The organism is Antrihabitans cavernicola (assembly GCF_008297975.1).
GTDB lineage: Bacteria > Actinomycetota > Actinomycetes > Mycobacteriales > Mycobacteriaceae > Antrihabitans > Antrihabitans cavernicola.
Window position 1 is genome coordinate 467,653 of sequence record NZ_VLNY01000001.1, and the last position, 20,711, is coordinate 488,363.

General features: G+C 64.6%; 21 protein-coding genes. 12 read left to right on the forward strand and 9 right to left on the reverse strand.

The window, feature by feature from the left end; translation table 11 throughout:
- Positions 1–26 precede the first annotated feature (26 nt).
- Positions 27–1,595: a TM0106 family RecB-like putative nuclease gene (locus tag FOY51_RS02290; RefSeq protein WP_149428850.1), complete on the reverse strand. Its 1,569-nt coding sequence runs from the start codon at positions 1,593–1,595 to the stop codon at positions 27–29.
- A gap of 249 nt (positions 1,596–1,844) precedes the next feature.
- On the opposite strand from FOY51_RS02290, the gene FOY51_RS02295 reads away from it, so the two are divergent.
- Genes FOY51_RS02295 through FOY51_RS02315 form a run of 5 tightly spaced genes read left to right on the forward strand, consistent with a single transcriptional unit; the run spans position 1,845 to position 5,219 of the window.
- Entirely contained in the window at positions 1,845–2,486 is a 642-nt protein-coding gene (locus FOY51_RS02295; RefSeq protein ID WP_149428559.1) for a DUF6474 family protein, read from the forward strand.
- 16 nt (positions 2,487–2,502) lie between these two features.
- Positions 2,503–3,036 carry a hypothetical protein gene (locus FOY51_RS02300; protein WP_149428560.1) on the forward strand — a complete coding sequence of 178 codons (534 nt, stop codon included), beginning with the start codon at positions 2,503–2,505 and terminating at the stop codon, positions 3,034–3,036.
- Positions 3,037–3,080: 44 nt separating this feature from the next.
- Entirely contained in the window at positions 3,081–3,749 is a 669-nt protein-coding gene (locus FOY51_RS02305; protein WP_149428561.1) for a YcnI family copper-binding membrane protein, read from the forward strand.
- Positions 3,746–4,261, forward strand: coding sequence for a copper resistance CopC family protein (locus FOY51_RS02310; RefSeq protein WP_149428562.1), 516 nt, complete (start codon positions 3,746–3,748; stop codon positions 4,259–4,261). The genes FOY51_RS02305 and FOY51_RS02310 overlap by 4 nt, the downstream gene beginning before the upstream one ends.
- Before the next feature lie 4 nt (positions 4,262–4,265).
- The gene (locus tag FOY51_RS02315; protein ID WP_149428563.1) at positions 4,266–5,219 is read left to right on the forward strand and encodes a CopD family protein; all 954 of its coding nucleotides are present in this window, start codon (positions 4,266–4,268) and stop codon (positions 5,217–5,219) included.
- A gap of 10 nt (positions 5,220–5,229) precedes the next feature.
- Here the strand turns inward: FOY51_RS02315 and FOY51_RS02320 are convergent, their stop codons facing one another.
- The 3 genes from FOY51_RS02320 to FOY51_RS02330 are packed head-to-tail and all read right to left on the reverse strand — an operon-like array spanning position 5,230 to position 7,937.
- Entirely contained in the window at positions 5,230–5,673 is a 444-nt protein-coding gene (locus FOY51_RS02320) for a PaaI family thioesterase (RefSeq protein WP_149428564.1), read from the reverse strand.
- Between the two features lie 8 nt (positions 5,674–5,681).
- Positions 5,682–6,149: a nitroreductase family deazaflavin-dependent oxidoreductase gene (locus FOY51_RS02325; RefSeq protein ID WP_149428565.1), complete on the reverse strand. Its 468-nt coding sequence runs from the start codon at positions 6,147–6,149 to the stop codon at positions 5,682–5,684.
- A gap of 30 nt (positions 6,150–6,179) precedes the next feature.
- Positions 6,180–7,937: a phytoene desaturase family protein gene (locus tag FOY51_RS02330; protein WP_149428566.1), complete on the reverse strand. Its 1,758-nt coding sequence runs from the start codon at positions 7,935–7,937 to the stop codon at positions 6,180–6,182.
- A 65-nt stretch (positions 7,938–8,002) separates the two neighbouring features.
- Here FOY51_RS02330 and FOY51_RS02335 point away from each other — a divergent pair, with 65 nt between their 5' ends.
- Complete coding sequence (locus FOY51_RS02335; protein WP_149428567.1) at positions 8,003–8,587, forward strand: TetR/AcrR family transcriptional regulator; 585 nt, start codon at positions 8,003–8,005, stop codon at positions 8,585–8,587.
- Between the two features lie 132 nt (positions 8,588–8,719).
- Here the strand turns inward: FOY51_RS02335 and FOY51_RS02340 are convergent, their stop codons facing one another.
- The gene (locus tag FOY51_RS02340; protein ID WP_149428568.1) at positions 8,720–10,273 is read right to left on the reverse strand and encodes a succinic semialdehyde dehydrogenase; all 1,554 of its coding nucleotides are present in this window, start codon (positions 10,271–10,273) and stop codon (positions 8,720–8,722) included.
- Positions 10,274–10,378: 105 nt separating this feature from the next.
- Here FOY51_RS02340 and FOY51_RS02345 point away from each other — a divergent pair, with 105 nt between their 5' ends.
- Positions 10,379–11,146 carry a MerR family transcriptional regulator gene (locus tag FOY51_RS02345; RefSeq protein ID WP_235916052.1) on the forward strand — a complete coding sequence of 256 codons (768 nt, stop codon included), beginning with the start codon at positions 10,379–10,381 and terminating at the stop codon, positions 11,144–11,146.
- Between the two features lie 64 nt (positions 11,147–11,210).
- Here the strand turns inward: FOY51_RS02345 and FOY51_RS02350 are convergent, their stop codons facing one another.
- Positions 11,211–12,095: a TauD/TfdA dioxygenase family protein gene (locus FOY51_RS02350; RefSeq protein ID WP_149428570.1), complete on the reverse strand. Its 885-nt coding sequence runs from the start codon at positions 12,093–12,095 to the stop codon at positions 11,211–11,213.
- A 175-nt stretch (positions 12,096–12,270) separates the two neighbouring features.
- On the reverse strand, positions 12,271–12,603 hold the full coding sequence (locus FOY51_RS02355) for a DUF5655 domain-containing protein (RefSeq protein ID WP_149428571.1): 333 nt from the start codon (positions 12,601–12,603) through the stop codon (positions 12,271–12,273).
- A gap of 140 nt (positions 12,604–12,743) precedes the next feature.
- Here FOY51_RS02355 and FOY51_RS02360 point away from each other — a divergent pair, with 140 nt between their 5' ends.
- The 3 genes from FOY51_RS02360 (at position 12,744) to FOY51_RS02370 (ending at position 14,066) form a co-directional block, all read left to right on the forward strand.
- Positions 12,744–13,109 (forward strand): DUF5313 family protein, encoded by a 366-nt coding sequence (locus FOY51_RS02360; protein ID WP_149428572.1) that lies wholly within the window; start codon positions 12,744–12,746, stop codon positions 13,107–13,109.
- Between the two features lie 85 nt (positions 13,110–13,194).
- Complete coding sequence (gene rraA / locus FOY51_RS02365) at positions 13,195–13,659, forward strand: ribonuclease E activity regulator RraA (RefSeq protein ID WP_371830399.1); 465 nt, start codon at positions 13,195–13,197, stop codon at positions 13,657–13,659.
- Between the two features lie 32 nt (positions 13,660–13,691).
- Positions 13,692–14,066 (forward strand): VOC family protein, encoded by a 375-nt coding sequence (locus tag FOY51_RS02370; RefSeq protein ID WP_149428573.1) that lies wholly within the window; start codon positions 13,692–13,694, stop codon positions 14,064–14,066.
- 13 nt (positions 14,067–14,079) lie between these two features.
- Here FOY51_RS02370 and FOY51_RS02375 read toward each other — a convergent pair whose 3' ends face one another.
- Together FOY51_RS02375 and FOY51_RS02380 are read right to left on the reverse strand one after the other, a co-directional pair.
- A complete protein-coding gene (locus FOY51_RS02375) occupies positions 14,080–15,387 on the reverse strand; it encodes a lipase family protein (RefSeq protein WP_371830400.1) in 1,308 nt (435 codons plus the stop codon).
- Between the two features lie 126 nt (positions 15,388–15,513).
- Positions 15,514–15,741 carry an RNA-binding S4 domain-containing protein gene (locus tag FOY51_RS02380; RefSeq protein WP_149428575.1) on the reverse strand — a complete coding sequence of 76 codons (228 nt, stop codon included), beginning with the start codon at positions 15,739–15,741 and terminating at the stop codon, positions 15,514–15,516.
- Positions 15,742–15,846: 105 nt separating this feature from the next.
- On the opposite strand from FOY51_RS02380, the gene FOY51_RS02385 reads away from it, so the two are divergent.
- Both FOY51_RS02385 and lysX read left to right on the forward strand, forming a co-directional pair.
- Positions 15,847–17,208: an LLM class flavin-dependent oxidoreductase gene (locus tag FOY51_RS02385; protein WP_149428576.1), complete on the forward strand. Its 1,362-nt coding sequence runs from the start codon at positions 15,847–15,849 to the stop codon at positions 17,206–17,208.
- A gap of 156 nt (positions 17,209–17,364) precedes the next feature.
- Positions 17,365–20,709, forward strand: coding sequence for a bifunctional lysylphosphatidylglycerol synthetase/lysine--tRNA ligase LysX (gene lysX / locus FOY51_RS02390; RefSeq protein ID WP_149428852.1), 3,345 nt, complete (start codon positions 17,365–17,367; stop codon positions 20,707–20,709).
- The last annotated feature ends 2 nt before the right edge of the window (positions 20,710–20,711 follow it).

The window sequence follows — 20,711 nt, forward strand, 5'->3', positions numbered from 1 at the left end:
AAACCACTCACCTGCGCGCAGCGCACTCACAGATCACCCGCGAACGGAATCTCCGCATCGGCGCGGGCATCCATCCACTCGCGCAGCACCTTGGTGGCGTAGACGTCGTCCTCGTTGTATTCGAGCAGACGTGTTCGTTCGCCGAGATCCGGCTCCCCTTCGAACCCGACGGCCTCGCGGTACCAGGACATCGAGGCCTCACCGCTCGCCTCGGCGTCGCGCCAGTTGAAGCCGGCCACAGGAGCCACCTTCTTCAGTCCCTTGCCGTTCGGGCAGATGAACTGGTCGCTGACCGCTTGGTAGATGTCGACCCATTCGGGGCCGTTGATGAACCCCAGAATCTCCTCGACGGTGGGAATGCCGGGCATCCCCTCGAACCGTCGAGCCGAGTCGAGCAGCCACTTGTCCTCTGCCGCACGGGAATAGCAGTAGGCAGCGAACGTCTTACCGGCCGCGACGGTCTGCGCGCGGGTCTGCATCAACCAGCCCCAGAACTCGGCGAACGAGCGCGCCTCGTCGAACGTCGGCACCGGATCCCACGTCGCGAACGCACGGTATTCGGACGTACCGTCGACGTTGAGCAGCGTCCCCCACAGGTAAGCGCCGTGCTCCTGATAGCTCTCCATATCCACGTCGACCTCGACGTCGGCACGCTGCACCCGCACGTTCGGAACCCGACGCACCAACGGCAGCCCCCGCAGCCACGCCTTCGCCGTCACGACAGCGTCACCGAACTCGCCGTGCTGCCAGTCTTCCGGCGCATCGCCGACCCAGCCCGCGAGCTGGTCGATCGTCGACACGCCTGCGCCGCGCAGCACCTCGGCCCGCGAGCCGGGCGCCACCACACTCACGTCGCGCATGTCGATCAAGCGCTCGCTGCACCGCGACCACCACGGGCACGACCTGCACTCGGGGATGTTCGACGGAAGCGTCTGCACCTGGCCGCGGGCGACGGCGATCCGGTCGGCGAAACGGCGATCGTACTCGTCGAGCACGGTGGACAGATCGTGGACAAGGATGCAGTCGAAACCGAACCCGATCGCCCCGCCGACCAGCCCCGGACTCGCATAGCCGTGCCGCTGCAGCATTCGATAGATGTGCACCAATCGCAGTTGATCACGCAGCTGCGGGCGAACCTTGCGCATGGCGTCGTCGTGCGGATCCCAGGTGAACAGGTCGGAGGTGACGGCGCCGCCCTCGGCGGCCTCGCTGCGCGGATCGGTGATCTTGTGATTGACGACGATCACCGGGATGTACCCGCCGCGCCCGTCGTCACGAATCAACAGCTCCGACTTGCCCCGACGACCGGTATCCGGCTCCGACGGCAGCACCGCATCCCAGATCCGGCTGGCACCTGCTGCCATCGCGGCCAACGTCGCCTCTGCACGATCGCGACTCGACTGGCCTGCATCGATCACCACCCACCCGTCGCCGACGGCGGTCAAGGTGTCGCGAACCGCGGCTCGATGCGCCGTCGCCGCTTCACGTCGCTGCCGAACACCGGAATCCTCGCCGACACCTTCGATCAGCAGCGGATGCGTGAGATCGAGGTGCAGGCGATGCCGACAACTGGTCAGCCGCCGCGCGTCGATCAGGATCGGACGCGCGACCACCTCGGGGTCGGTTCGGGGATCGAACTGGGAGTACACGATATGGAGAGTATGTCTGCCCGCCGACGCAAACCGCTGCAGGCAGCGACGAACCAAGCGGCGACGAACCAAGCGGCGACGAACCAAGCGGCGAAGAACACCGCACGTTCCTCGCAAGGCAAGATCGCGAAACGATAGGGTGGTTGCACACCGCCGAAGCGCCAATGGACACAACACTGATGGAGGGGCCTTTCAATGGGGTTGTTCAAGAAGAGCAAGCGGCGCTCGACACGAAAGGCCGAGGCAAAGGCCCTCAAGCACAAGGCGAAGGTCGAGGCCAAACTCGGTCACAAGTCCGAGCGGAAGCGCGTGAAATCGGCCAACAAGGTTGAGAAGAAGGTCTCGAAGGCCCAGATCTCGTCGTTGAAGGCGCAGGAGAAGGCCGCCAACGTCGCCGCCGAGAAGGCAGCACGGGACAGGCTCAGCGTCGGCCAAGTCAAGAAGTACCTGGGTGTCGCTCGGGTTCTCGCACCCGTACTCGCTCCCGTCGCGTACCGCGGCGCCACCTATGTGCGCGGCCAGGTCGACAACCGCCGCGCGCGCCAACTGGGTGTCGGCGTCGAGCAGCTCGGTGACTTCACAGGCCACGGTGCCAGGCTGACCGCGCGGATCGCCAACGCCGAGAACTCGACGGCGCAGATCCTCGCGAAGAACGCAGGCCACGGCGAAACCAACGACTTCGGCAACGCCACCCACCAGCGCCTCACCGATCTGAGCACGGCCGTCCAGGCCGCCGAGCAGATGCCGACCCCTCGGCGTCGGGCCGCTCACCAGGCAATTTCGAACGAGCTCGCGGGAATCGAGGCGGACCTGCTTGCCCGTCTCGGCGTTCGCTGACCCACCCCGAACAACCATGTCCATCGACCCGCAGGCCGATCGCGCCCGCGGCGCCGTAGTCGGTGTAGCTGCGGGTCTGCTGACGATCGCGGCGCACGGCATCGGCGGAGCCGGGTATCCGGACCTGTCGTCGTTGACCCTGCTCCTCGCCGTCTGCGCGGCGATCGGCGCGCTCGCAGCGACCGCGCCCGCGCGTGGGGCGGTCACCACGCTCGGCCTTCTCGGCGCGGGGCAGGTCGCAGGCCACTATGCGCTCTCGGAAATGATGATGACCGGCATGGGCCACGCGCACGGTGCCACCAGCCCGAGTTCCGTGCCGATGCTGCTCGCGCACGCACTCGCGACCGCACTCTGCGCACTCTTGATTCTCGCCGCCGATCGGCTCTACTCGGTCATCACGAACGTCCTGCGCATCGTCGCGATCCTGTTCTTCCGACCCGTCACGACAGCGACGCCGCAGGTGTTGCCGCGTCGTGCGGCCCGCCCACTGTTCGGAGTGCCGCTCCGCGGTGCCATCTCTCGTCGAGGACCCCCGCTGCCCGTGTTCTGACACGCACAGCACACAAACCTCACTCGAGAAAGACGACAACTCAGATGAAGACCTCTATTTCGCGTGCCCTGATCACTGCAGGCGCAACCGGCAGCGCACTACTGCTCACAGCGGGCATCGCGTCCGCGCACGTCACCGTCAACGCGCCGCAGGCCGCGCAGGGCGGCTACTCCGTGCTCACCTTCCAGGTGCCCACCGAGTCGGAGACCGCGAGCACCACCAAGCTCACCGTCACCTTGCCCTCGTTCAAATCGGCGCGAACCGAGCCGCTGGCAGGGTGGACGTCGACCGTGCAGAAGGACGACAAGCTGCAGGCCACCTCGGTGACTTGGACTGCCGATCCCAACGTCGGCGTTGCCCCCGGGCAGTTCCAGCGGTTCGTGCTGTCGGTGGGTCCGCTCCCGCAGGAGAAGGAACTCTCCTTGCCCGCTGTGCAGACATACAGCGACGGCAAGGTGGTCGACTGGAATCAGCCGATGGGCGCCGACGGCAGTGAGCCCGAGCATCCGGCCCCGTCGATCGAGCTCGCCGCGGCCGGCGCGTCCGATGACGACGACCACGGCAGCGCTGCTCCGGCGGCTGCGCCCGTGACCCATGACGACGCAACCGGCTCCGACACCACCGCTCGGTGGCTCGGCGGTATCGGGCTCGTCCTCGGCGCGCTGGGTGCAGCACTCGGAATCGGCGCAGTGGTTCGGGGTCGCAGGTCATGATTCGCCGGCTGCTGGTCGCCTCGATTGCGGTGCTGGTCGCCGCGCTGTTCGGGGTGGGTACCGCGAGTGCGCATTCGATTCCGGTATCGAGCTCGCCCGCGGACGGCTCGCAGATCGACGCGGGTCCGCCGAAGGCAAGCATCACGTTCAACGAGGCATTGCAGACCAGCTTCGCGTCATTGACCGTCGTCGGCCCGGACGGCAACCTCTGGTCGAAGGAATCGAAGCCGGTGGTCGACGGTCCGACCGTCAGTGTGGACGTGGGCGAGCTTGGTCCGGTCGGTAAGTACACGATCGCGTATCGCGTCACCTCTGCCGACGGACACCCGGTGAGTGGAACGCGAACCTTCACCCTCACCAAGGCGGGTACGGGCACGCCGGGCGCCAAGGCCGATGCCGATGCGTCGGGCGGTGACAGCGGTATTCCGTTGTGGCCGTTCATCGTTGCGGCGATCGTGCTGTTCGGCGGCGGCTTGGCGTTCGCGCTGCGGACTCCACGCAAGCGGGGTTGATCGAATGAACACGGCTGGGCAGGGGATCACCGTCAGTAGATGGTCTCTCCTGCTCGCCGTGTTCACCTTGATCCTGGGCGTGGGAACGGCGTGGCAGTTGGCACTTCCCGATTCGCCGGATCCGTCCAATCTGCTTCGCGCAACGGCGGATTGCGTCGGCGCGGTGGTGCTCGGCTTGGCCGCGGTCGATCGGCTGCATGGGTCGAGCAAGGCTCGCGTCGATCGCGCCGAGCTCTGGCGAGCGATCGCCGCACTCGGCGGCGTGTGGGCGCTGAGCGAGTTGGCGCTGCTGGTCTACTCGGCGGCAGCGGCCGGCGGCTACGGCGTCGGGCAACTCCACGCGGACGAGTTCGCGGAGTTCGTCTCGCACATCAGCACCGGCCAGGTGGGTATCGCAACAGTGTTGTGTGCCAGCGGGATTGCGCTGGCGGGCATTGTGGCATTTCGACGTCGAGCAGAGTGGTCCACCGATCCGCTGCTGGCCGTCGCCGGCTTGACCCTGGTGCTGCGGCAGATCACCGGCCACATGTCGCAGCAAACCTTCGGATCCGTGCTGGCAGCAGTGCATGTGCTGGCGGCGGCCCTGTGGTTCGGTTTGCTCGCGGCGCTGGCGATCATGCTGCGCAGTCGTAGCGACTGGGCAGCGGCCCTTCCGCGCTATTCGACCTGGGCGTTGCGGAGCGTCGTCGTACTGACCGTCACCGGCGTGATCAATGCCGCTGTGCGACTGAAGGGCTTTGCGCCACTGCTGGATTCCGGCTACGGGCGGATCGTGCTTGCGAAGGCGATCGTGCTGCTCCTGATCTTGATCCTGGCGTGGTGGTGGCGTCGAACCTGGGTCGATCAGGTTGCCGGACATCGCATGAACGCCGACGACTCGCTACGGCGCGCTGTCGTCGAAGTTGTCGCTATCACCGTCGCATTCGGGCTTGCTGCGGCGTTGGCGACTACGGCCTAGTTCCAATCGCCTATCCCAAAATGATGCACGTGGTGCTACCGTGCGCGATCAACCGTCCAGCGCTGTCCACAACCTTGCCTTCGGCAGTGGCCGTCGTCCGACCACGATGTATCACCGTGCCGATTGCGACCAGCTCGCCTGCGTCAATCGGAACGCTTCGGATGTAGTTGACCTTGATTTCGAGGGTGCTGTAACCGACTCCTGCCGGCAGCGTTGTGTGGACAGCACAGCCCATCGCGGAATCAAGGAGCGTCGCGCAGATCCCGCCGTGTACCGAACCGAGCGGGTTCGCGAAGTCCGGACTGGTCGTCACCGCGAAGCTGACCGTCCCCTCGTCGACGGCGCGTACCGCCATGCCGAGAAGCTTGCCGATACCCGATGGCGGACCGGCATTGTCGAACGCCGTCCGCAGCAATTCGAGACCGCTCATAGTCGTCGGATCGAGTCCGGTCATGGGTGCATTCACGTCCTTCGTTCGTCGGAGTCGTTGTGGGTGAACGTGATTCGGACAGAGATCGGATCGCTCTGCAGGGCGCGAAACGTGGCTACGGTCAGCCCGGCGAACGCTGGATGCGACGCGAAGGTTCTAGCCCGCGCGACCACATCGTCGCCGGGCATCAACCGTGCCGTCCCGGTGCGCCAGTGTCCGCCCTGTCGTATTCGGACCTGCGGGTCGGCGGTGATGTTTGCTGCCCAGCCCGATCGCGTGCCATGCTGCGAGATCAGCCAGGCGCCGTTCTCGTCGAAGGTGGCCGACACAGGCACCCGGCGAATGGTGCCGGTCTTGCGGCCGAGCGTCTCCAGATCGGTGGCGAAGGTTGTGCGTATTCCAATCCGACCGAGACCGCGCACGATCGGGTTGGCGAAATAGCGTCCCACAGCGCGCTCCACACGGAACTTCGAGCGCGCTCGCGTTGCCTCGATAGTCATCGGTTTCCTCTCGTTCGTCTTTCGGTTTCGTCAGCGGCGGACGCCGGCGCGGGCCTTCTGGCCGCGTGGGGTGGCGTCGGTTGCGATCGCAAGGGGATCCCAGTCGTCACCGCGTTCGGGCAGCTGGTCGGCGTTTCCGAAGACGGCGCCCTTGCGGATCTCACCGAAGAGGTCACGACCCAATACTGCGCCTGCCGCACCGACGCCCGAGAGCATCACGCCTTCTACGCCCGGACCCCAACTCGTGCTTGCGCCTGCGAGGTACAGACCCCGGATGTCGGTTTTGGGTCCCGGTCGAAGCGGACCGACCTGGCGCACGTTCATCTCGATGCCGTAGGAGCCACCCGCAGTGGACCGGGTGTATCGCTCCTGTGTGATGGGCGTCGCGGCTTCCTGCCACACGATGTGGTCGCGAACGTTCGGGATGACCTGATCGACGACGTCGATCAGCATCTCCGTGACTGCGTCCTTGACGGCCTGATAGTCAGGGTTGGTGCGGTAGCTCTCGCCGTGCACCGGCCCGCCCGCGCCGAGACCCCACAGATCGTGGTCCGGCGGCAGGTAGGTCATCGCCTCGACCACCGAGTGACCTGCGGGTGCCAACGCAGTCATCGTGTCCTTGTTGGTAGCGATATGGATCATCGCCGACGCATTCTCCCGCGATACGGCGAGCCAGCGGTCGAGGTTGCGACCGTTGGCTTTCCAATCGCCTGCCTTGCGCATCGGACCGAAGTCCGCGTCTGTGCCGAACTTCCAGATCTGGCTGCTGGTCATTGTTTCGGACAGGTCGATGTCGAGGCCGAGGTAGGTGTTGAACAGTGGCCACGCCATCGAATAGCTCGACACCAGCTTGCGTTTGATCGGCGAGACGACCGATGGATCGAGTAACTCCAGATATGTGCGTTTGAGGTCGGCATTCGATACCACCACCGGTGCCGTGATCACTTCACCGTCGGCGAGTTGGACCCCGCTCACCTTGCCGCTCTCGACGACTATCTTCGCGGCACGGGCGTTGAGTCGGAAGTCGCCGTTGTTGGCACGAACGACCTCGGCCAACGTGGCGGAGAGCACCTGGCCGCCACCGATCGGGAAGTAGGCCCCGCCGCCGACATAGTTCTCCAGGTAACCCGCTTGCACGATCGCCGGGGCGCGATCGGCGGGAGCTGCGTACGCCGGAGTCTGTCCACACAGGACCGGACGCGGAGCGGGGCCCACGCCACAGATGTCGAGTAAGCGTGCCAGCGGCACCATTGCGAACGGCGCCGCCCAGCCGGCTCGCACGAGGAATGTCACCAGGCCGCGCGTGGAAGCGGGCGTGGTCGCGCGATCGACGGCGCCAGCGAGCTTGCGGATGATGCGCAGGTACCGACGCAGCGCAGCCTGATCGTCGGGGAAGGTCTCCAGCAGTCGGTTCTGGTAGTTGTCCCAGCCGCGCGGCACTTTGAAGGTGACCGATGGATAGGTCAGCACGTCGAATCCGTCCGGGTCGATCTCGGCGAATTCGATGCGCTTGTCCACTCCGACGCCGCGCAGCATGGTCGGGATGTTGCCCTCCGGACGCCCACAATCACCGAGGTAATGCACACCCACCTCGAACTCGTAGCCCTTGCGGCGGAACACATGCGTGCAGCCACCGAGTACGTCGCCCTGCTCGAGAACGAGTGTGCGATGACCGTTAGCGGCCAAATATGCGGCGGCGGTCATACCGCCCATGCCGCTTCCGATCACGATCGCGTCCCAGTCCTGCATTCGCTGCTCCCAACCTCGCGGATAGACCGATTGGTCCATGCGGGAACCGAGCGTACAACACGATGGACTGATCGGTCTACGATGGGATTCGAGAGGGAGGCACAATGCATTCGAACGGGCCACGGGAGCGACTCCTGCTCAGCGCCATCACATTGATGTGCGAGCGCGGAGTCCATGCGACAGGAGTCGCCGACCTGCTCGCGCACAGCCATACTGCGCGCGGATCGATCTACCAGCACTTTTCCGGCGGAAAGTCCGAGCTCATGGAGCAAGCCACCTATTCCGCCGGGCGCTCGATCGACGCCGTACTCGACGAACTACTCGCCACACGCAATCCGACGTCAGCGGTCGACGGAATCATCGACTACTGGAAGCAAGTCCTCGTCGGCAGCAACTACACGATGGGGTGCCCGATCCTGGCCGCCGCGCAGGCGGGCCCGCAAGAACCTGCCGTGCAGGCCGCCTCCGCGACGGTGTTCGGCAGCTGGGTCGACAAGATCGCGGGCGCCATGGAGTCGGTCGGCGTCGACCCCGCAACTGCCAAACCCATCGCGAGCATGGCCATCAGTGCGATCGAAGGCGCAATCGCCCAAAGTCGCAGTTCGTATTCGACCCAGCCACTCGACGATGTCCGCACGGGGCTGACACGGCTGATCGATTCAGCCGTATCCGCCACCGACAAACCCTGACGGCCAACAGATTCCACCCTGTGCCGAATGCTCAGCCGCCGACGTAGCTGAAGGTCACGGCACCAGGACGATCTTGCCCCTGCCGCCGCCTGCCGCACCCGACCGAGTGTCCAATACCGGCGCGTCGTAAAGCTAACGCTTCGGCAGTTTCTGGACCACACCCATGAGCGGCGCCAGGGCCTGCTGCCACACCGTCGGCGAAACCCCCGGTGGTGTACCGAGATTCATCACGCGGGTGGTTGCCACGGTCTGCGACTCGCAGTACTTCAGCAGACCGTCGGGACCATGCCGACGACCGACACCGGAGGCCCCCATGCCACCCATCGGTGCGGCGGTGCTGCCGAATGCAGGCGCATAACCTTCGTCGACATTGACTGTGCCGCTGCGCAATCGGAGTGCAATCGCCTCGCCCTCGGCCGTACTGCCCGCCCAGACGCTGGCGTTGAGGCCGTACTCGGTGTCGTTGGCCTTCTCGATCGCCTCGTCCACATCGGCGACCGGATAGATCGACACCAGCGGCCCGAAGGTCTCGTTGCGCGCGCATTCCATCTCATCGGTGACACCGGTCAGAACTGTGGGCTCGTAGAACAACGGGCCGATGTCCGGACGCGCATTGCCACCGGCAACCACCTTGGCGCCCTTGACCCTTGCGTCGTCCACATGCCCCGAGATGGTCTTGACCTGATCCTCGGAGATGAGGCTGCCCATGTCGGCGTCGAAATCGTAGCCGGCTGCCAGTTTCATCTTCCCGACCTGCTCGACGAACTTGGTGGTGAACGCCTCCACGGCCGGTTGCTCGACATAGATTCGCTCGATCGAGATGCAGAGCTGACCGGCGTTGGAATAACACGCGCGAGTTGCGGCCTTGGCAACCGTGTCGAGGTTTGCGTCCTTGGTGACAATCATCGGATTCTTGCCACCGAGTTCCGCCGAGAACCCGATCAGACGGCGGCCGCATTGCTCGGCCAACGTCGAACCTGTTGCGGACGAACCGGTGAACATCAGGTAGTCGCACTTGTTCACAATCGCGGTACCGACCACGGAGCCCGGTCCGGTCACCACGGCGAACAGTTCTTTCGGAAGGCCCGCCTGGTACAGCAGCTCGGCGTTGGCGAGCGTGCAGTACGGCGTCTGACTGTCCGGCTTGACCACCACCGCATTGCCCGCGATCAGCGCCGGAATCGCGTCGGAGATCGACAGCGTCATCGGGTAGTTCCACGGCGAGATCACCCCGACCACGCCCTTGGGCTGGTAGTTGATCACCGTCTTCGTCAGGCCGGGGAGCAGGCCTTGCACGCGTTTCTGCTTGAGCAGTCCTTCGGAAACGCGCGCGTAGTAGCGCGCGTTCAGAGCCATGTCGATGATCTCTTCCTGTGCCGCGGACCGAGCCTTACCGGTCTCGGCCTGGGCGACGTCCATCAGAAATTCTCGGTTGTCCATCAGGAGCCCACGGAACTTCTCGAAGATCGCTGCCCGCTCCTTGACCGGCCGTTCGACCCATTTCGCTTGAGCGGCGCGGGCTTTCACGAATGCGGCGTCGACGTCGTCTGCGGTGCCGATCGGCACGGTTGCCAGCTCCTTGCCCGTGAATATCTCCATGATCTGCCGCGGCTGACGCGCGTCCAGGTCGTCGATGGCGATCAACGCGCGCAGACGAGAGAATGTGGCGGGGGACGGAGCAGGCATAGCGCACCTCTACTGATGAGTAGTTCTTGCGGTTACACACAAACTACTCGCTGCGACATCTTTCGTCTTGACCCTCACGTAACGAGAGGCGCCATCGTGGATCTGGTGAGCGAGAACGCGAAATTGACGGTCGGGGCCGTTGCCAAGCTTGTAGGCGTCAGTGTGCGAACACTGCACCACTACGACGACATCGGCCTCGTGGTCCCGTCGGATCGCACGTCGGTCGGATACCGGACGTACTCGGCTGCCGACATCGAGCGCCTTCACCAGGTGCTGACGTATCGGGAGCTGGGGTTTTCGCTCGCGCAAGTGCAGGAGATCGTCGGCGCCGACTCGGTGGACGCGATGGCGCATCTGCGTCGTCAACGCGAGCTGCTCGACGAGCGAATCGATCGACTGCATCAGATGGCCGCGGCCGTGGAGAAGATGATGGAGGCGAAGAGCATGGGTGTGCAACTGACCCCGCAGGAACAACGGGAGATTTTCGGCGACAAGTGGCTGGGCGACGACTACGCCGCCGACGCCGAGGAGCGCTGGGGCGAGAGCGAGCAGTGGAAGCAGTCGCAGCAGCGGACAGCGCAGTTCAGCAAGGCCGACTGGCAGAAGATCAAGGACGATGGCGACGCGTTCACAGCGAAGTTGGCGCAGGCGATGGCGGACGGAGTCGAGCCGGGATCGACCGAGGCCAACGCGCTTGCCGAGGAGCATCGGGCCGGCATCGCGGCGTTCTACGACTGCGATCACGCCATGCAGGTCAAGGTCGCCGAGACCTACCTGTCCGACGAGCGGATGCGGGGCTACTACGACGGCGTCGCACCCGGGCTTGCCCAATACGTTCGCGACATCGTGGTGGCGAACGCCGAGCAGGTCTAGTTTCTGCCGTGATCACGAGCAACGGGTGGCTGATTTCGCGAAATTTGCAGCCCGTTGCTCGTGATCAGCGGGGAGAGGGACCGACGGGGATATCGCCACGCAACGTGATGCGATGCATGACGCGGTGCTCGGTGCCGTAGTCGCGATTGGCGTAGTGCAGCGTGCTCCGGTTGTCCCACAGCACCAGATCGCCGAGCCGCCAGCGGTGGCGAACCACGTGCTCCGGCTTGGTGATGTGTGCGTAGAGGAAGTCGAGGATACCGCGGCTCTCGGCCTCGGACACCCCGACGATGTGCGACGTGAATCCGGGGTTGACGAACAAACCCTTGCGTCCGCTCTCCGGGTGCACACGTACGACTGGATGCTCGACGGGAACCAGCGCGGTGACTTCCTTGCCATCCCACAGGTTGCCCTTGCCGCCACGCTTCTGGGCCAGGTAGTAGCCGAATTCACGGTTGCCGTCGTGGACTGCGGTCAGCTGGTCGACGAGTTGGCGCACCGGCGCCGATAGCGATTCGTAGGCGAGCTGGCTGTCCGCCCAATTGGTATCGCCGCCGTGCAGCGGCAATACGACCGGACGCAGGATCGACCCGAGCGGTGGGCGCTCCATGAAGGTGACATCCGTGTGCCAGACGTCGGCGAAGCCGTTGTCTTGACTGTCCAGCGCGTAGACCTCGGCGGCCACGTTGCCGCTGTCGTGCACCGGATGCCCGGCCGTCAGCTCGCCGAGGCGTCGACCGAACTCGATCTGGCCCGCGTCGTCGATCGATTGACTGCGCAGGACCAGAACCTTGTGCTGCACCAAGGCATCTCGAATCTGAACGATGTGTTCGTCGGACGCGGATGCAACGTCGAGGCCGATCACCTCGCCGCCGAAATGCGGCCCGAATTTATCGATGACCAAGCTGTCTATTGCAGTGTCGTTGGTCAAAGCAGAGTCGACTGACATGGGTACTCCTGAGACGTGACGTGTGGGATGGAATCCGAGCGGGCGTCAGCGACAGCAGGAAGAGGTGCACGTACGACACAGATCGACGGTGATCCGTCGGAAAAGTCGGGTGGTGTGCACATGCCGTTCATACCCGAACAGTGCCATTTCGGCAAGTTGACCAGGCAGTTAGCACTCAGCCGAGGTATGCCTCGGTGAGCCAGTCGAGGATCCGATCGTCGATGTCGGCAGGCTCGGTCACGTTGACGGTGTGAAAGTAGCGGCCGCCGTGCGGGATCGGCTTCCGCGTCATCAACGGGTGGTGGACGATTCGCGGCAGTGAGAACGACAACGCCTCCCAGCGTTGCATCGGCCGTAGCGTCGCGAAGGTCTGTGGAGACTTGAAGTAGATGCCCACCGACAGCGGCTCCACGTGGACCGGGCCGAGGGACTCGACGTGGTGGTAGACGACGTCGAAGATGGGCCGCTCACGCTCGGGACCGGTCTCGAAATACTCGTCGAGCGTCATCGCGGGAGCACACTCGTGCCCCTGCCGATCCCGGGCGAAACGGCGGCCGCAGTCCGGACAGTCCCACGCCATGTCTCGATTGTGCCCTCAACCGCAAATGGGCAGGTCAGACCTGCCGAATCGGGCCTACCATCAACAGGATGAACACCCCGACAATCAGGCAGCGGATCGCCTACGATCTCGGCCGCGAACTCCCCGGTGAGTTTCGCGACTGGGTCCGCAACGATTTGGTCGGTCACGGTGCGATGGAACGCTATTTGGTCCGGTTCCTCGTGCCGATCATTCCCTTCTTCGCCCTGGTTTTCCTGTTCCCGGGAGCCGTGCTGTTGAAGGTGGGAATGATCGCGATGATGGTGGTGCCGCTGGTGATCTTCACGGTGGCGCTGAGTTATGTCTGGCGCAGGTTCCGGCTCGAGCAGCACGGGCTGGATCCGGGTCTCGTCGGCCGGGTGAAAACCTCCGACGGCGACCGCGCGCGATACGAGATGCGGTACGGCCACCAGTAGCTGACCGCCGACCGCGCAGCACGGCTCCACTATTCTGGGAGCCGTGACCGACAATTCTGTGTCTGAAAAGGGCAGCCCTGAAACGATCGCCACCGCCGATCTCGCCGACGAAATCGGCCCCGACATCCGTAGCTGCGATACGCAGTTCACCCAATTCGGCGGTCGCGCAGCATTTTCGGGCCCTATCACCACCATCCGCTGCTTCCAGGACAATCTGCTGGTGAAGCAGACCCTGAGCGAACCCGGTAACGGCGGCGTGCTGGTGGTCGACGGCGGCGGCAGCATTCACACCGCACTGGTCGGCGACATCATCGCGGGTCGCGGTGTCGACAACGGCTGGTCGGGCGTGATCGTGAACGGCGCCGTCCGCGATTCGGCGATCCTGCGGACTCTCGACATCGGCATCAAGGCGTTGGGTACCAACCCGCGAAAGAGCACACAGACCGGTTCCGGTGAGAAGAACGTGCGCATCGAGATCGGTGGCGTCGTCTTCAATCCGGGCGAGACGGCCTACAGCGACGACGACGGGGTTGTCGTCCGAGAGGGCTAGTTCTGCTGTCCCGTGCCTGTCAGACTTCGAACATGATCGATCACTTCGGCATCAACTGTGCAGACATGGCGACGGGTGCGGCGTTCTACGACACGGTGTTGGCCGTGTTCGGTCACCGTCGCCTGATGGATTTCGGCGTGGCGATCGGCTACGGCACCGACAAGCCCGACTTCTGGATCTCGACCTTCGACGGCGTCGGCCCGAACCGGGAAGTCCACATCGCGTTCGCGGCTGACTCGGCAGAACAGGTCGACGCGTTTCACGCTGCTGCGGTAGCGGCCGGTGCGGAGACTTTGCACGAGCCGAGAATGTGGCCGGAATATCACGAGCACTACTACGGCGCGTTCGTCCGCGATCCTGACGGCAACAACGTCGAAGCTGTGTGTCACACCGTCACTGCGGGCTGACCGGCTCCGAAGGCTAGCCGACCTGAAGTTGCTGCGGAGCGAGCGAGTTGCCCGCGGGGATGTGCCCGCAGTTCGACGGTGCGGGGTTGCCTGCGAAGCGGTCGAGCAACCAACCGACGGCGCCGGGGTACCACAGCATCGCGCTGGGAACGTGGCTGAGCGTGTCGTACTGGTCGTAGTGGATCTTCAGACCGGCGTCGCAGTAGCGATTGGCCAACGCCCGGACATCGCCCGCGACCATGATGCCGTCGCCCGCTCCGACGCCGGGAGGACCCGCTTGGGTGCCTTCCAAAATGCCGAAGGTGCCTTGTGCGATGAACATCGGAACGGTCGGAATCGGCGCGGTGCCCATGTTGATCTTGTTCGCCGCCTCCACGTACTCGGGTATCGAATTCGGGTTGGCGTACTGCGGCTTCACCATCTGGTCGAAACGCAAGCCGGCGTACTGCAGAAACGCGTTGGATATCGAGGCGTTCTGGAGTCGTGCGACGTTTTCCTTGCCGTAGTCGTTCAGATACTTGTCGAAGTCGATGTGATACGAGCGGGCGATGCCGACCACGGCCATGCCGACGATGCCTGCCCAGCCGAAGCTTCCGCTGGCGTAGGTCATGTTGTGGGCGGGGTTGACCAGCACGCCGCCCTCGGCGACGCCGATCAGGTTCTTGTTGACATCGGGGGCGTAGCTCGGCGCTTCGATGGCGGCCCAGTTGGAGGCGATTGAGCCGCCCGAATACCCCATCAGCCCGATCTTGGTGGAATCGGTGATACCCGTGGCCGCGACGTTGCGCGCGGCTCGCAGCGAGTCGAGGGTGAGCTTTCCGTACTCCGGTCCTGCAGCGAAGTGCGCGCTCTGGCCCTCGGTGTCGGGGAGCACGATGGTGAAGCCCGCAAGCAGGAGCGGGTCGAAGAACGTGTTTTCCGTAGTGGCGATGATTCCGCCGGAGCGGACGTGGTCGAGCAGATGGTTCTCGTTGAGGCCCTTGGTCAGCGGCGTGAAACCGAGCAGCTCGGCATTTCCGGCTACGACACGGGACGGGCTGTCCTCAGGGTTCAGCGAGTCGTAGAAGGACTGGAACGAGATGACCTTCGCCGGACCCGACGACACCGGCGGCTGCAGCACCGAGGTGACATTCGCGGTCGCTTCACCCATGGCGTCGGTGGACCGGTACAAGATCTGCAGTGCATTTATCGGAGTGGGAACGTTCAGCAGGTGATAGGGCACTGTCCGCGTCTTCAGGACCGCTCCGGGCGCGTACGACGACAGCGGCTTCTCACCCTGGTAGGCGTAGAAGGAATCCGTCGCGTTGGACACCGCAGGCATGCCCGCGATCGCCACAGCAACCGCTGCCGCAGCAGCCCCACACAACAACCGCAGACGCTTCATTGCAAATCCTCCCCGAACAGCACAACGCTGTGACGCCGATAACATACCGCGGCGCGAGGACTGCTAAGGCGCGTTCGTGACCACCCGCGCTGACACGGCACCGACCGACACCACGTCGCCATCGCGTAACTGCCTGCCTCGACGCAACTCCTCGTCCCCGTTGACGTCGACCAATCCGTCGGCGATCACGCCCTTGGCCTCGGCGCCTGACTCGATCAGGTTCGCGAGCTTGAGGAACTGGCCCAGTCGAATCGATTCGTCGCGAATGGGCACATCTACGGGTTCGGCCATCCCGTAATTCGACAGGCCCGCGCCGGTCGATGCAAGCCAACGACAGTTCCCGTCCCGCTGATCGCAACGGGTGTTCGAGCGATGGCCGCCGCCTAGAAATAGCGCATGACTCGTCAACTGCACCTCGGCGGCTTCCAGATCGCCTCGCACGTCACGCACTCGCACGCGGCATGGCGCCATCCCGCGTCCGATCCGAACTTCCTGACCCCCGAGTACTACCACCGAATCGGACGGATCCTGGAGCGCGGCAAGTTCGACTTCGTCTTCTTCGCCGATCTCCTCGCGACGCCGATTCGCTTCGGTAACGGCATCGAGGAGCCGCTGCGGCGCGGCACGCAGGCCACCGCCACGCTGGATCCGTCGTTGGTGGCGGCCAGCATCGCAGCGGTCACGTCGAAGCTGGGCATCGCAATCACCAAGTCCACCACCTATTTCCACCCGTACGAGTTGTCACGCATTTTCGCCACGCTCGATCACCTCACCCGGGGCCGGATCGCTTGGAACATCGTCACGTCGCTGTCGCAGGCCGAGGCTCAGAACTTCGGGCACGACCAGCATCTGGGCCACGACGAGCGCTACCTCCGCGCTCAGGAGTTCGTCGAGACGGCGCTGAAGCTGTGGTCCAGTTGGGATTCCGACGCGTTGGTCCAGGACAAGACTGCCGGCGTGTTCGCCGATCCGGATCGGATCAACGCCATCGCGCACGACGGCGAGTACTTCAAAACCCGAGGGCCACTGACGGTTCCGCGGTCGCCGCAGGGCCGCCCCGTGCTGATCCAGGCCGGCTCGTCCGGCAAGGGTAAGGACTTCGCGGCGCAGTGGGCCGAGGCGATCTTCGAGATCGATCCGACGCCGGAGGGCAGACGCGCCTACTACGACGACGTGAAGTCGCGTGCCGACGATTTCGGCCGCAACCCGAACGACGTCAAGATCTTCCCGTCGTTCATCCCGTTCGTCGGCGAGACCGAGTCCATCGCCCGCGAGAAGCAGGCGTTCCACAACGAGCTGGCCGATCCGATCTCCGGGCTGATCACCCTGTCGGTGCACACCGACCACGACTTCTCGACCTACGATCTGGACGCGCCCGTCGAGGACATCCAGGTCACAGGCACGCAGGGGCTGTTCGACGTCGCTCGCCGGCTCAGCCAGCGCGACAGCCTCACGCTGCGCGATATCGGCAAGTTGTACGCCCAAGGTGTGTTGTTGCCGCAATTCGTCGGAACCGCGAGCGATATCGCCGATCAGATCGAGGATGGGTTCAACGGTGGTGAAGCGGACGGCTACATCCTCTCGGCCGCGCAATCGCCGGGAACGTTCAACGATTTCGTCGACTCGGTGATCCCGGAACTGCAGCGTCGCGGCCTCTTCCGCACCGAATACACCGGCGACACGCTGCGCGATCACCTGGATCTCGGCCCCGCCTCCTTGACGCCCGCCCAGCGGACGGCGGTGTCGACTGCATCCTGATTGGCATCGACTTCCCAGCTTTCTCACACCTGCGCGCACTATCGTCTCTTCCGGCTCGCTTTCTGGCCTCGCACGCGTTGTGCGGCACTACGGTTTAGGAGCAGAATCAGCGCAGTAAAGAGAGGCTCACCTGTGACAACGGAGTTCGACGATCGGGTGGTCAACGATCGGGTGTCCACACCTGACCACGCGGCAGCGGGCAAACGTCGCGAGATCCACCCGCACCCCAGCGGCAAGCTGTCCGAGGTGCCGCATATCGCCGGGCTGATCGTCGGAGTCTTTGCGGTGCTGTGCTTCCTGTGGAGCGTGTCGCCCGTACTGCGCTTCTTCACACGCGTGCCACGCGAATACATCGACGCCTACTACTTCGATGCACCCGATACCAGCCTGGCCTGGACGCTGGTTGTCGCGCTGCTGGCGGGTGCGCTGGCAAGTCGTAAGCGGATCGCATGGTGGGTGCTCTCGATCTACCTGACGCTGTTCACGGCGGTCAACGTCGTCGATGTGGTGAACGATCACAACGTCCATGCCGCAATAGCTTTGGTGATTCACGTTGCGGTGATCGGGCTGCTGATCTTCTCGCGCACCGAGTTCTACACCAAGGTTCGGCCTGGCGCGCTGTGGAAGTCGTTGGGGGTGTTGATCGCCGGCCTCGCAGTCGGTTCGTTGCTCGGCTGGGGCATGGTGGAGCTGTTCCCCGGCTCGCTGCCCTCGTCGCAACGCCCGTTCTGGGCGCTCAACCGCGTCACCACACTGGTGTTCTTCGACAACGAGCAATTCGACGGTCGCCCACACGGATTCGTCAACACCATCCTCGGTCTGTTCGGCGCACTGGCGTTGCTGGCCGCGGTTGTCACCCTGTTTCGTTCGCAGCGCTCCACCAACGCGCTGACCGGTCCCGACGAGTCCGCGCTGCGCGGGCTGCTCGACCGCTCCGACGTCGAAGATTCGCTGGGCTACTTCGCAACCCGCCGCGACAAGGCCGTCGTCTTCGCCCCGAGCGGCAAGGCCGCGGTGACGTACCGCGTCGAACTGGGCGTCTGTCTCGCGAGCGGCGATCCGATCGGCTTGAAAGAAGCGTGGCCGCACGCGATCGATGCATGGATGGATCTGTCCGAACGATACGGCTGGGCCCCCGCCGTGATGGGCGCCAGCGAACTCGGTGCGACGGCGTACAAGCGCGCAGGCCTCTCGGTGCTGCAGCTGGGCGACGAGGCGATCCTCTATACCCGCGACTACAACCTCAACGGCCGCGAGATGAAACCCGTTCGCCAGGCGGTGAACCGGCTCCGGAAGCAGAGCGTCGAGGTCCGTATTCGACGCCATCGCGACATCTCGCCCGAGGACATGGCCGAGGTGATTCGGCGTGCGGACGCGTGGCGCGACACCGAAGCCGAGCGCGGCTTCTCGATGGCATTGGACCGCCTCGGCGACAGCACCGACGGCGATTGCCTGCTGGTGGAGGCCGTCGAAGCGGACGGCTCGGTGCTCGGCATGTTGTCGTTGGTGCCGTGGGGCCGTACCGGTGCCTCACTGGACCTGATGCGTCGGGATCCCAAGGGTCCCAACGGTGTGATGGAACTGATGGTCTCCGAGCTGATGCTGGGCGGCGACAAGTTCGGCGTCACCAAGGTATCGCTGAACTTCGCGGTGTTCCGGTCGGTGTTCGAGGAGGGTGGGCGCATCGGTGCCGGACCCATCCTGCGGCTGTGGCGCGGTGTGCTGCTGTTCTTTTCGCGCTGGTGGCAGTTGGAGGCGCTTTACCGGTCGAACGTGAAGTACCAGCCCGAATGGGAGCCCCGCTTCCTGTGTTTCGAGGACAATCGCGCCTTGCCGCGCGTCGGTATCGCAGCCGCGATCGCGGAGGGCTTCATTCCGCGGTTCGGCAGGCAATCCACCGTTGCGCACACCGGTATTCACGACGCAGTACCGGCTGCGGTCGCCACCAGCGGGCTACTGCATTCCGACGGCAGCGCCCCGGACCAACCGTTGGAGCTTCCGTCCGCCAGCACGGGACCGCGGCGCCCCGATCAGGTTCGGGTGCGGATGGCCAAGCTCGAGCGGATGAACGCCGCGGGCATCGACGCCTATCCGGTGGCCTATCCCCCGACGCATACCGTTGCGCAAGCGCTGAAATCACCGGCAGGCACCACCGTTCGCCTTGCGGGCAGGTTGCTGCGAATCCGGGACTACGGTGGCGTCGCATTTGCGGTGTTGCGCGATTGGTCAGGCGATATCCAGCTGCTGGTCGATCGGGAGCGGGTCGGCGCGGAGAAGAGCGACCAGTTCGCGTCGGACTTCGATCTCGGTGACCTGATCGAGGTGAGCGGGCCGATCGGGACCAGCCGCTCCGGCGAGCTGTCGTTGCTCGCCACCGACTGGCGCATGATCGGCAAGTGCCTGCACCCGTTGCCGGACAAGTGGAAGGGTCTGTCCGACCCGGAAACCCGGGTCCGCCAACGCTATGTCGACATGGCGATCAACGCCGATGCACGCAAGCTGCTGGTCGCGCGCAGTGCTGTGGTCAAATCGCTGCGCGATTCGCTTGCGGCACTGAACTTTCTGGAGGTCGAGACTCCGATCCTGCAGCAGGTACACGGCGGCGCCAACGCGGCACCGTTTCAGACGCATATCAACGCCTACGATCTGGATCTGTACCTGCGCATCGCACCCGAGCTGTATTTGAAGCGGTTGTGCGTCGCGGGCATGGAGAAGGTGTTCGAGATCGGCCGGGTATTCCGTAACGAGGGCGTCGATTTCAAACACAATCCTGAGTTCACCATCCTGGAGGCATACGAGGCGCACAGCGACTACGAGCGAATGATGGTGCTGTGCCGCGAGCTGATTCAGGCCGCCGCCGTTGCCGCGCACGGACGCGAGATCATCATGCGCCCCGGTCCCGACGGCGGGTTGGTGGAGGTCGACATCTCCGGCGAGTGGCCGATCAAGACGATGCACGGTGCGGTGGCGGAGAAGCTGGGTGTCGAGGTGACACCCGCTACGCCGGTGCAGCGTTTGCGAGAGTTGTGCGACGAGAACGAAATTCCGTACCAAGCCGACTGGGATGCCGGTGCGACGGCGCAGGAGATGTACGAGCACCTGGTCGAGGACCTCACCGAGTTCCCCACGTTCTACACGAACTTCCCGACCTCGATGTCCCCGCTGACCCGGCCGCATCCGACCATTCCCGGCGTCGCCGCCAAGTGGGATCTGGTCGCATGGGGTGTCGAATTGGGCACTGCCTACAGCGAACTCACCGATCCGGTAGACCAGCGAAAGCGGCTGACGGATCAGTCGATGCTGGCTGCGGGTGGTGACGAAGAGGCGATGGAGCTGGACGAGGATTTCCTACAGGCCCTCGAACACGCGATGCCGCCGACCGGTGGACTGGGCATGGGCGTCGATCGCGTCGTCATGCTCATCACCGGCGGCAGCATCCGCGAGACTCTGGCGTTCCCGTTGGCGAAGCCGAAAGCCGCAGGGGGGCAACGGCCTTCGTAAGC

Bases quoted from the DNA above. Each gene is read 5' to 3' on its own strand.
- FOY51_RS02295 (WP_149428559.1), top strand. From the start codon at position 1,845: ATGGGGTTGTTCAAGAAGAGCAAGCGGCGCTCGACACGAAAGGCCGAG.
- FOY51_RS02300 (WP_149428560.1), top strand. From the start codon at position 2,503: ATGTCCATCGACCCGCAGGCCGATCGCGCCCGCGGCGCCGTAGTCGGT.
- FOY51_RS02305 (WP_149428561.1), top strand. From the start codon at position 3,081: ATGAAGACCTCTATTTCGCGTGCCCTGATCACTGCAGGCGCAACCGGC.
- FOY51_RS02310 (WP_149428562.1), top strand. From the start codon at position 3,746: ATGATTCGCCGGCTGCTGGTCGCCTCGATTGCGGTGCTGGTCGCCGCG.
- FOY51_RS02315 (WP_149428563.1), top strand. From the start codon at position 4,266: ATGAACACGGCTGGGCAGGGGATCACCGTCAGTAGATGGTCTCTCCTG.
- FOY51_RS02320 (WP_149428564.1), bottom strand. From the start codon at position 5,673: ATGACCGGACTCGATCCGACGACTATGAGCGGTCTCGAATTGCTGCGG.
- FOY51_RS02325 (WP_149428565.1), bottom strand. From the start codon at position 6,149: ATGACTATCGAGGCAACGCGAGCGCGCTCGAAGTTCCGTGTGGAGCGC.
- FOY51_RS02330 (WP_149428566.1), bottom strand. From the start codon at position 7,937: ATGGACCAATCGGTCTATCCGCGAGGTTGGGAGCAGCGAATGCAGGAC.
- FOY51_RS02335 (WP_149428567.1), top strand. From the start codon at position 8,003: ATGCATTCGAACGGGCCACGGGAGCGACTCCTGCTCAGCGCCATCACA.
- FOY51_RS02340 (WP_149428568.1), bottom strand. From the start codon at position 10,273: ATGCCTGCTCCGTCCCCCGCCACATTCTCTCGTCTGCGCGCGTTGATC.
- FOY51_RS02350 (WP_149428570.1), bottom strand. From the start codon at position 12,095: ATGTCAGTCGACTCTGCTTTGACCAACGACACTGCAATAGACAGCTTG.
- FOY51_RS02355 (WP_149428571.1), bottom strand. From the start codon at position 12,603: ATGACGCTCGACGAGTATTTCGAGACCGGTCCCGAGCGTGAGCGGCCC.
- FOY51_RS02360 (WP_149428572.1), top strand. From the start codon at position 12,744: ATGAACACCCCGACAATCAGGCAGCGGATCGCCTACGATCTCGGCCGC.
- FOY51_RS02370 (WP_149428573.1), top strand. From the start codon at position 13,692: ATGATCGATCACTTCGGCATCAACTGTGCAGACATGGCGACGGGTGCG.
- FOY51_RS02375 (WP_371830400.1), bottom strand. From the start codon at position 15,387: ATGCCTGCGGTGTCCAACGCGACGGATTCCTTCTACGCCTACCAGGGT.
- FOY51_RS02380 (WP_149428575.1), bottom strand. From the start codon at position 15,741: ATGGCCGAACCCGTAGATGTGCCCATTCGCGACGAATCGATTCGACTG.
- FOY51_RS02385 (WP_149428576.1), top strand. From the start codon at position 15,847: ATGACTCGTCAACTGCACCTCGGCGGCTTCCAGATCGCCTCGCACGTC.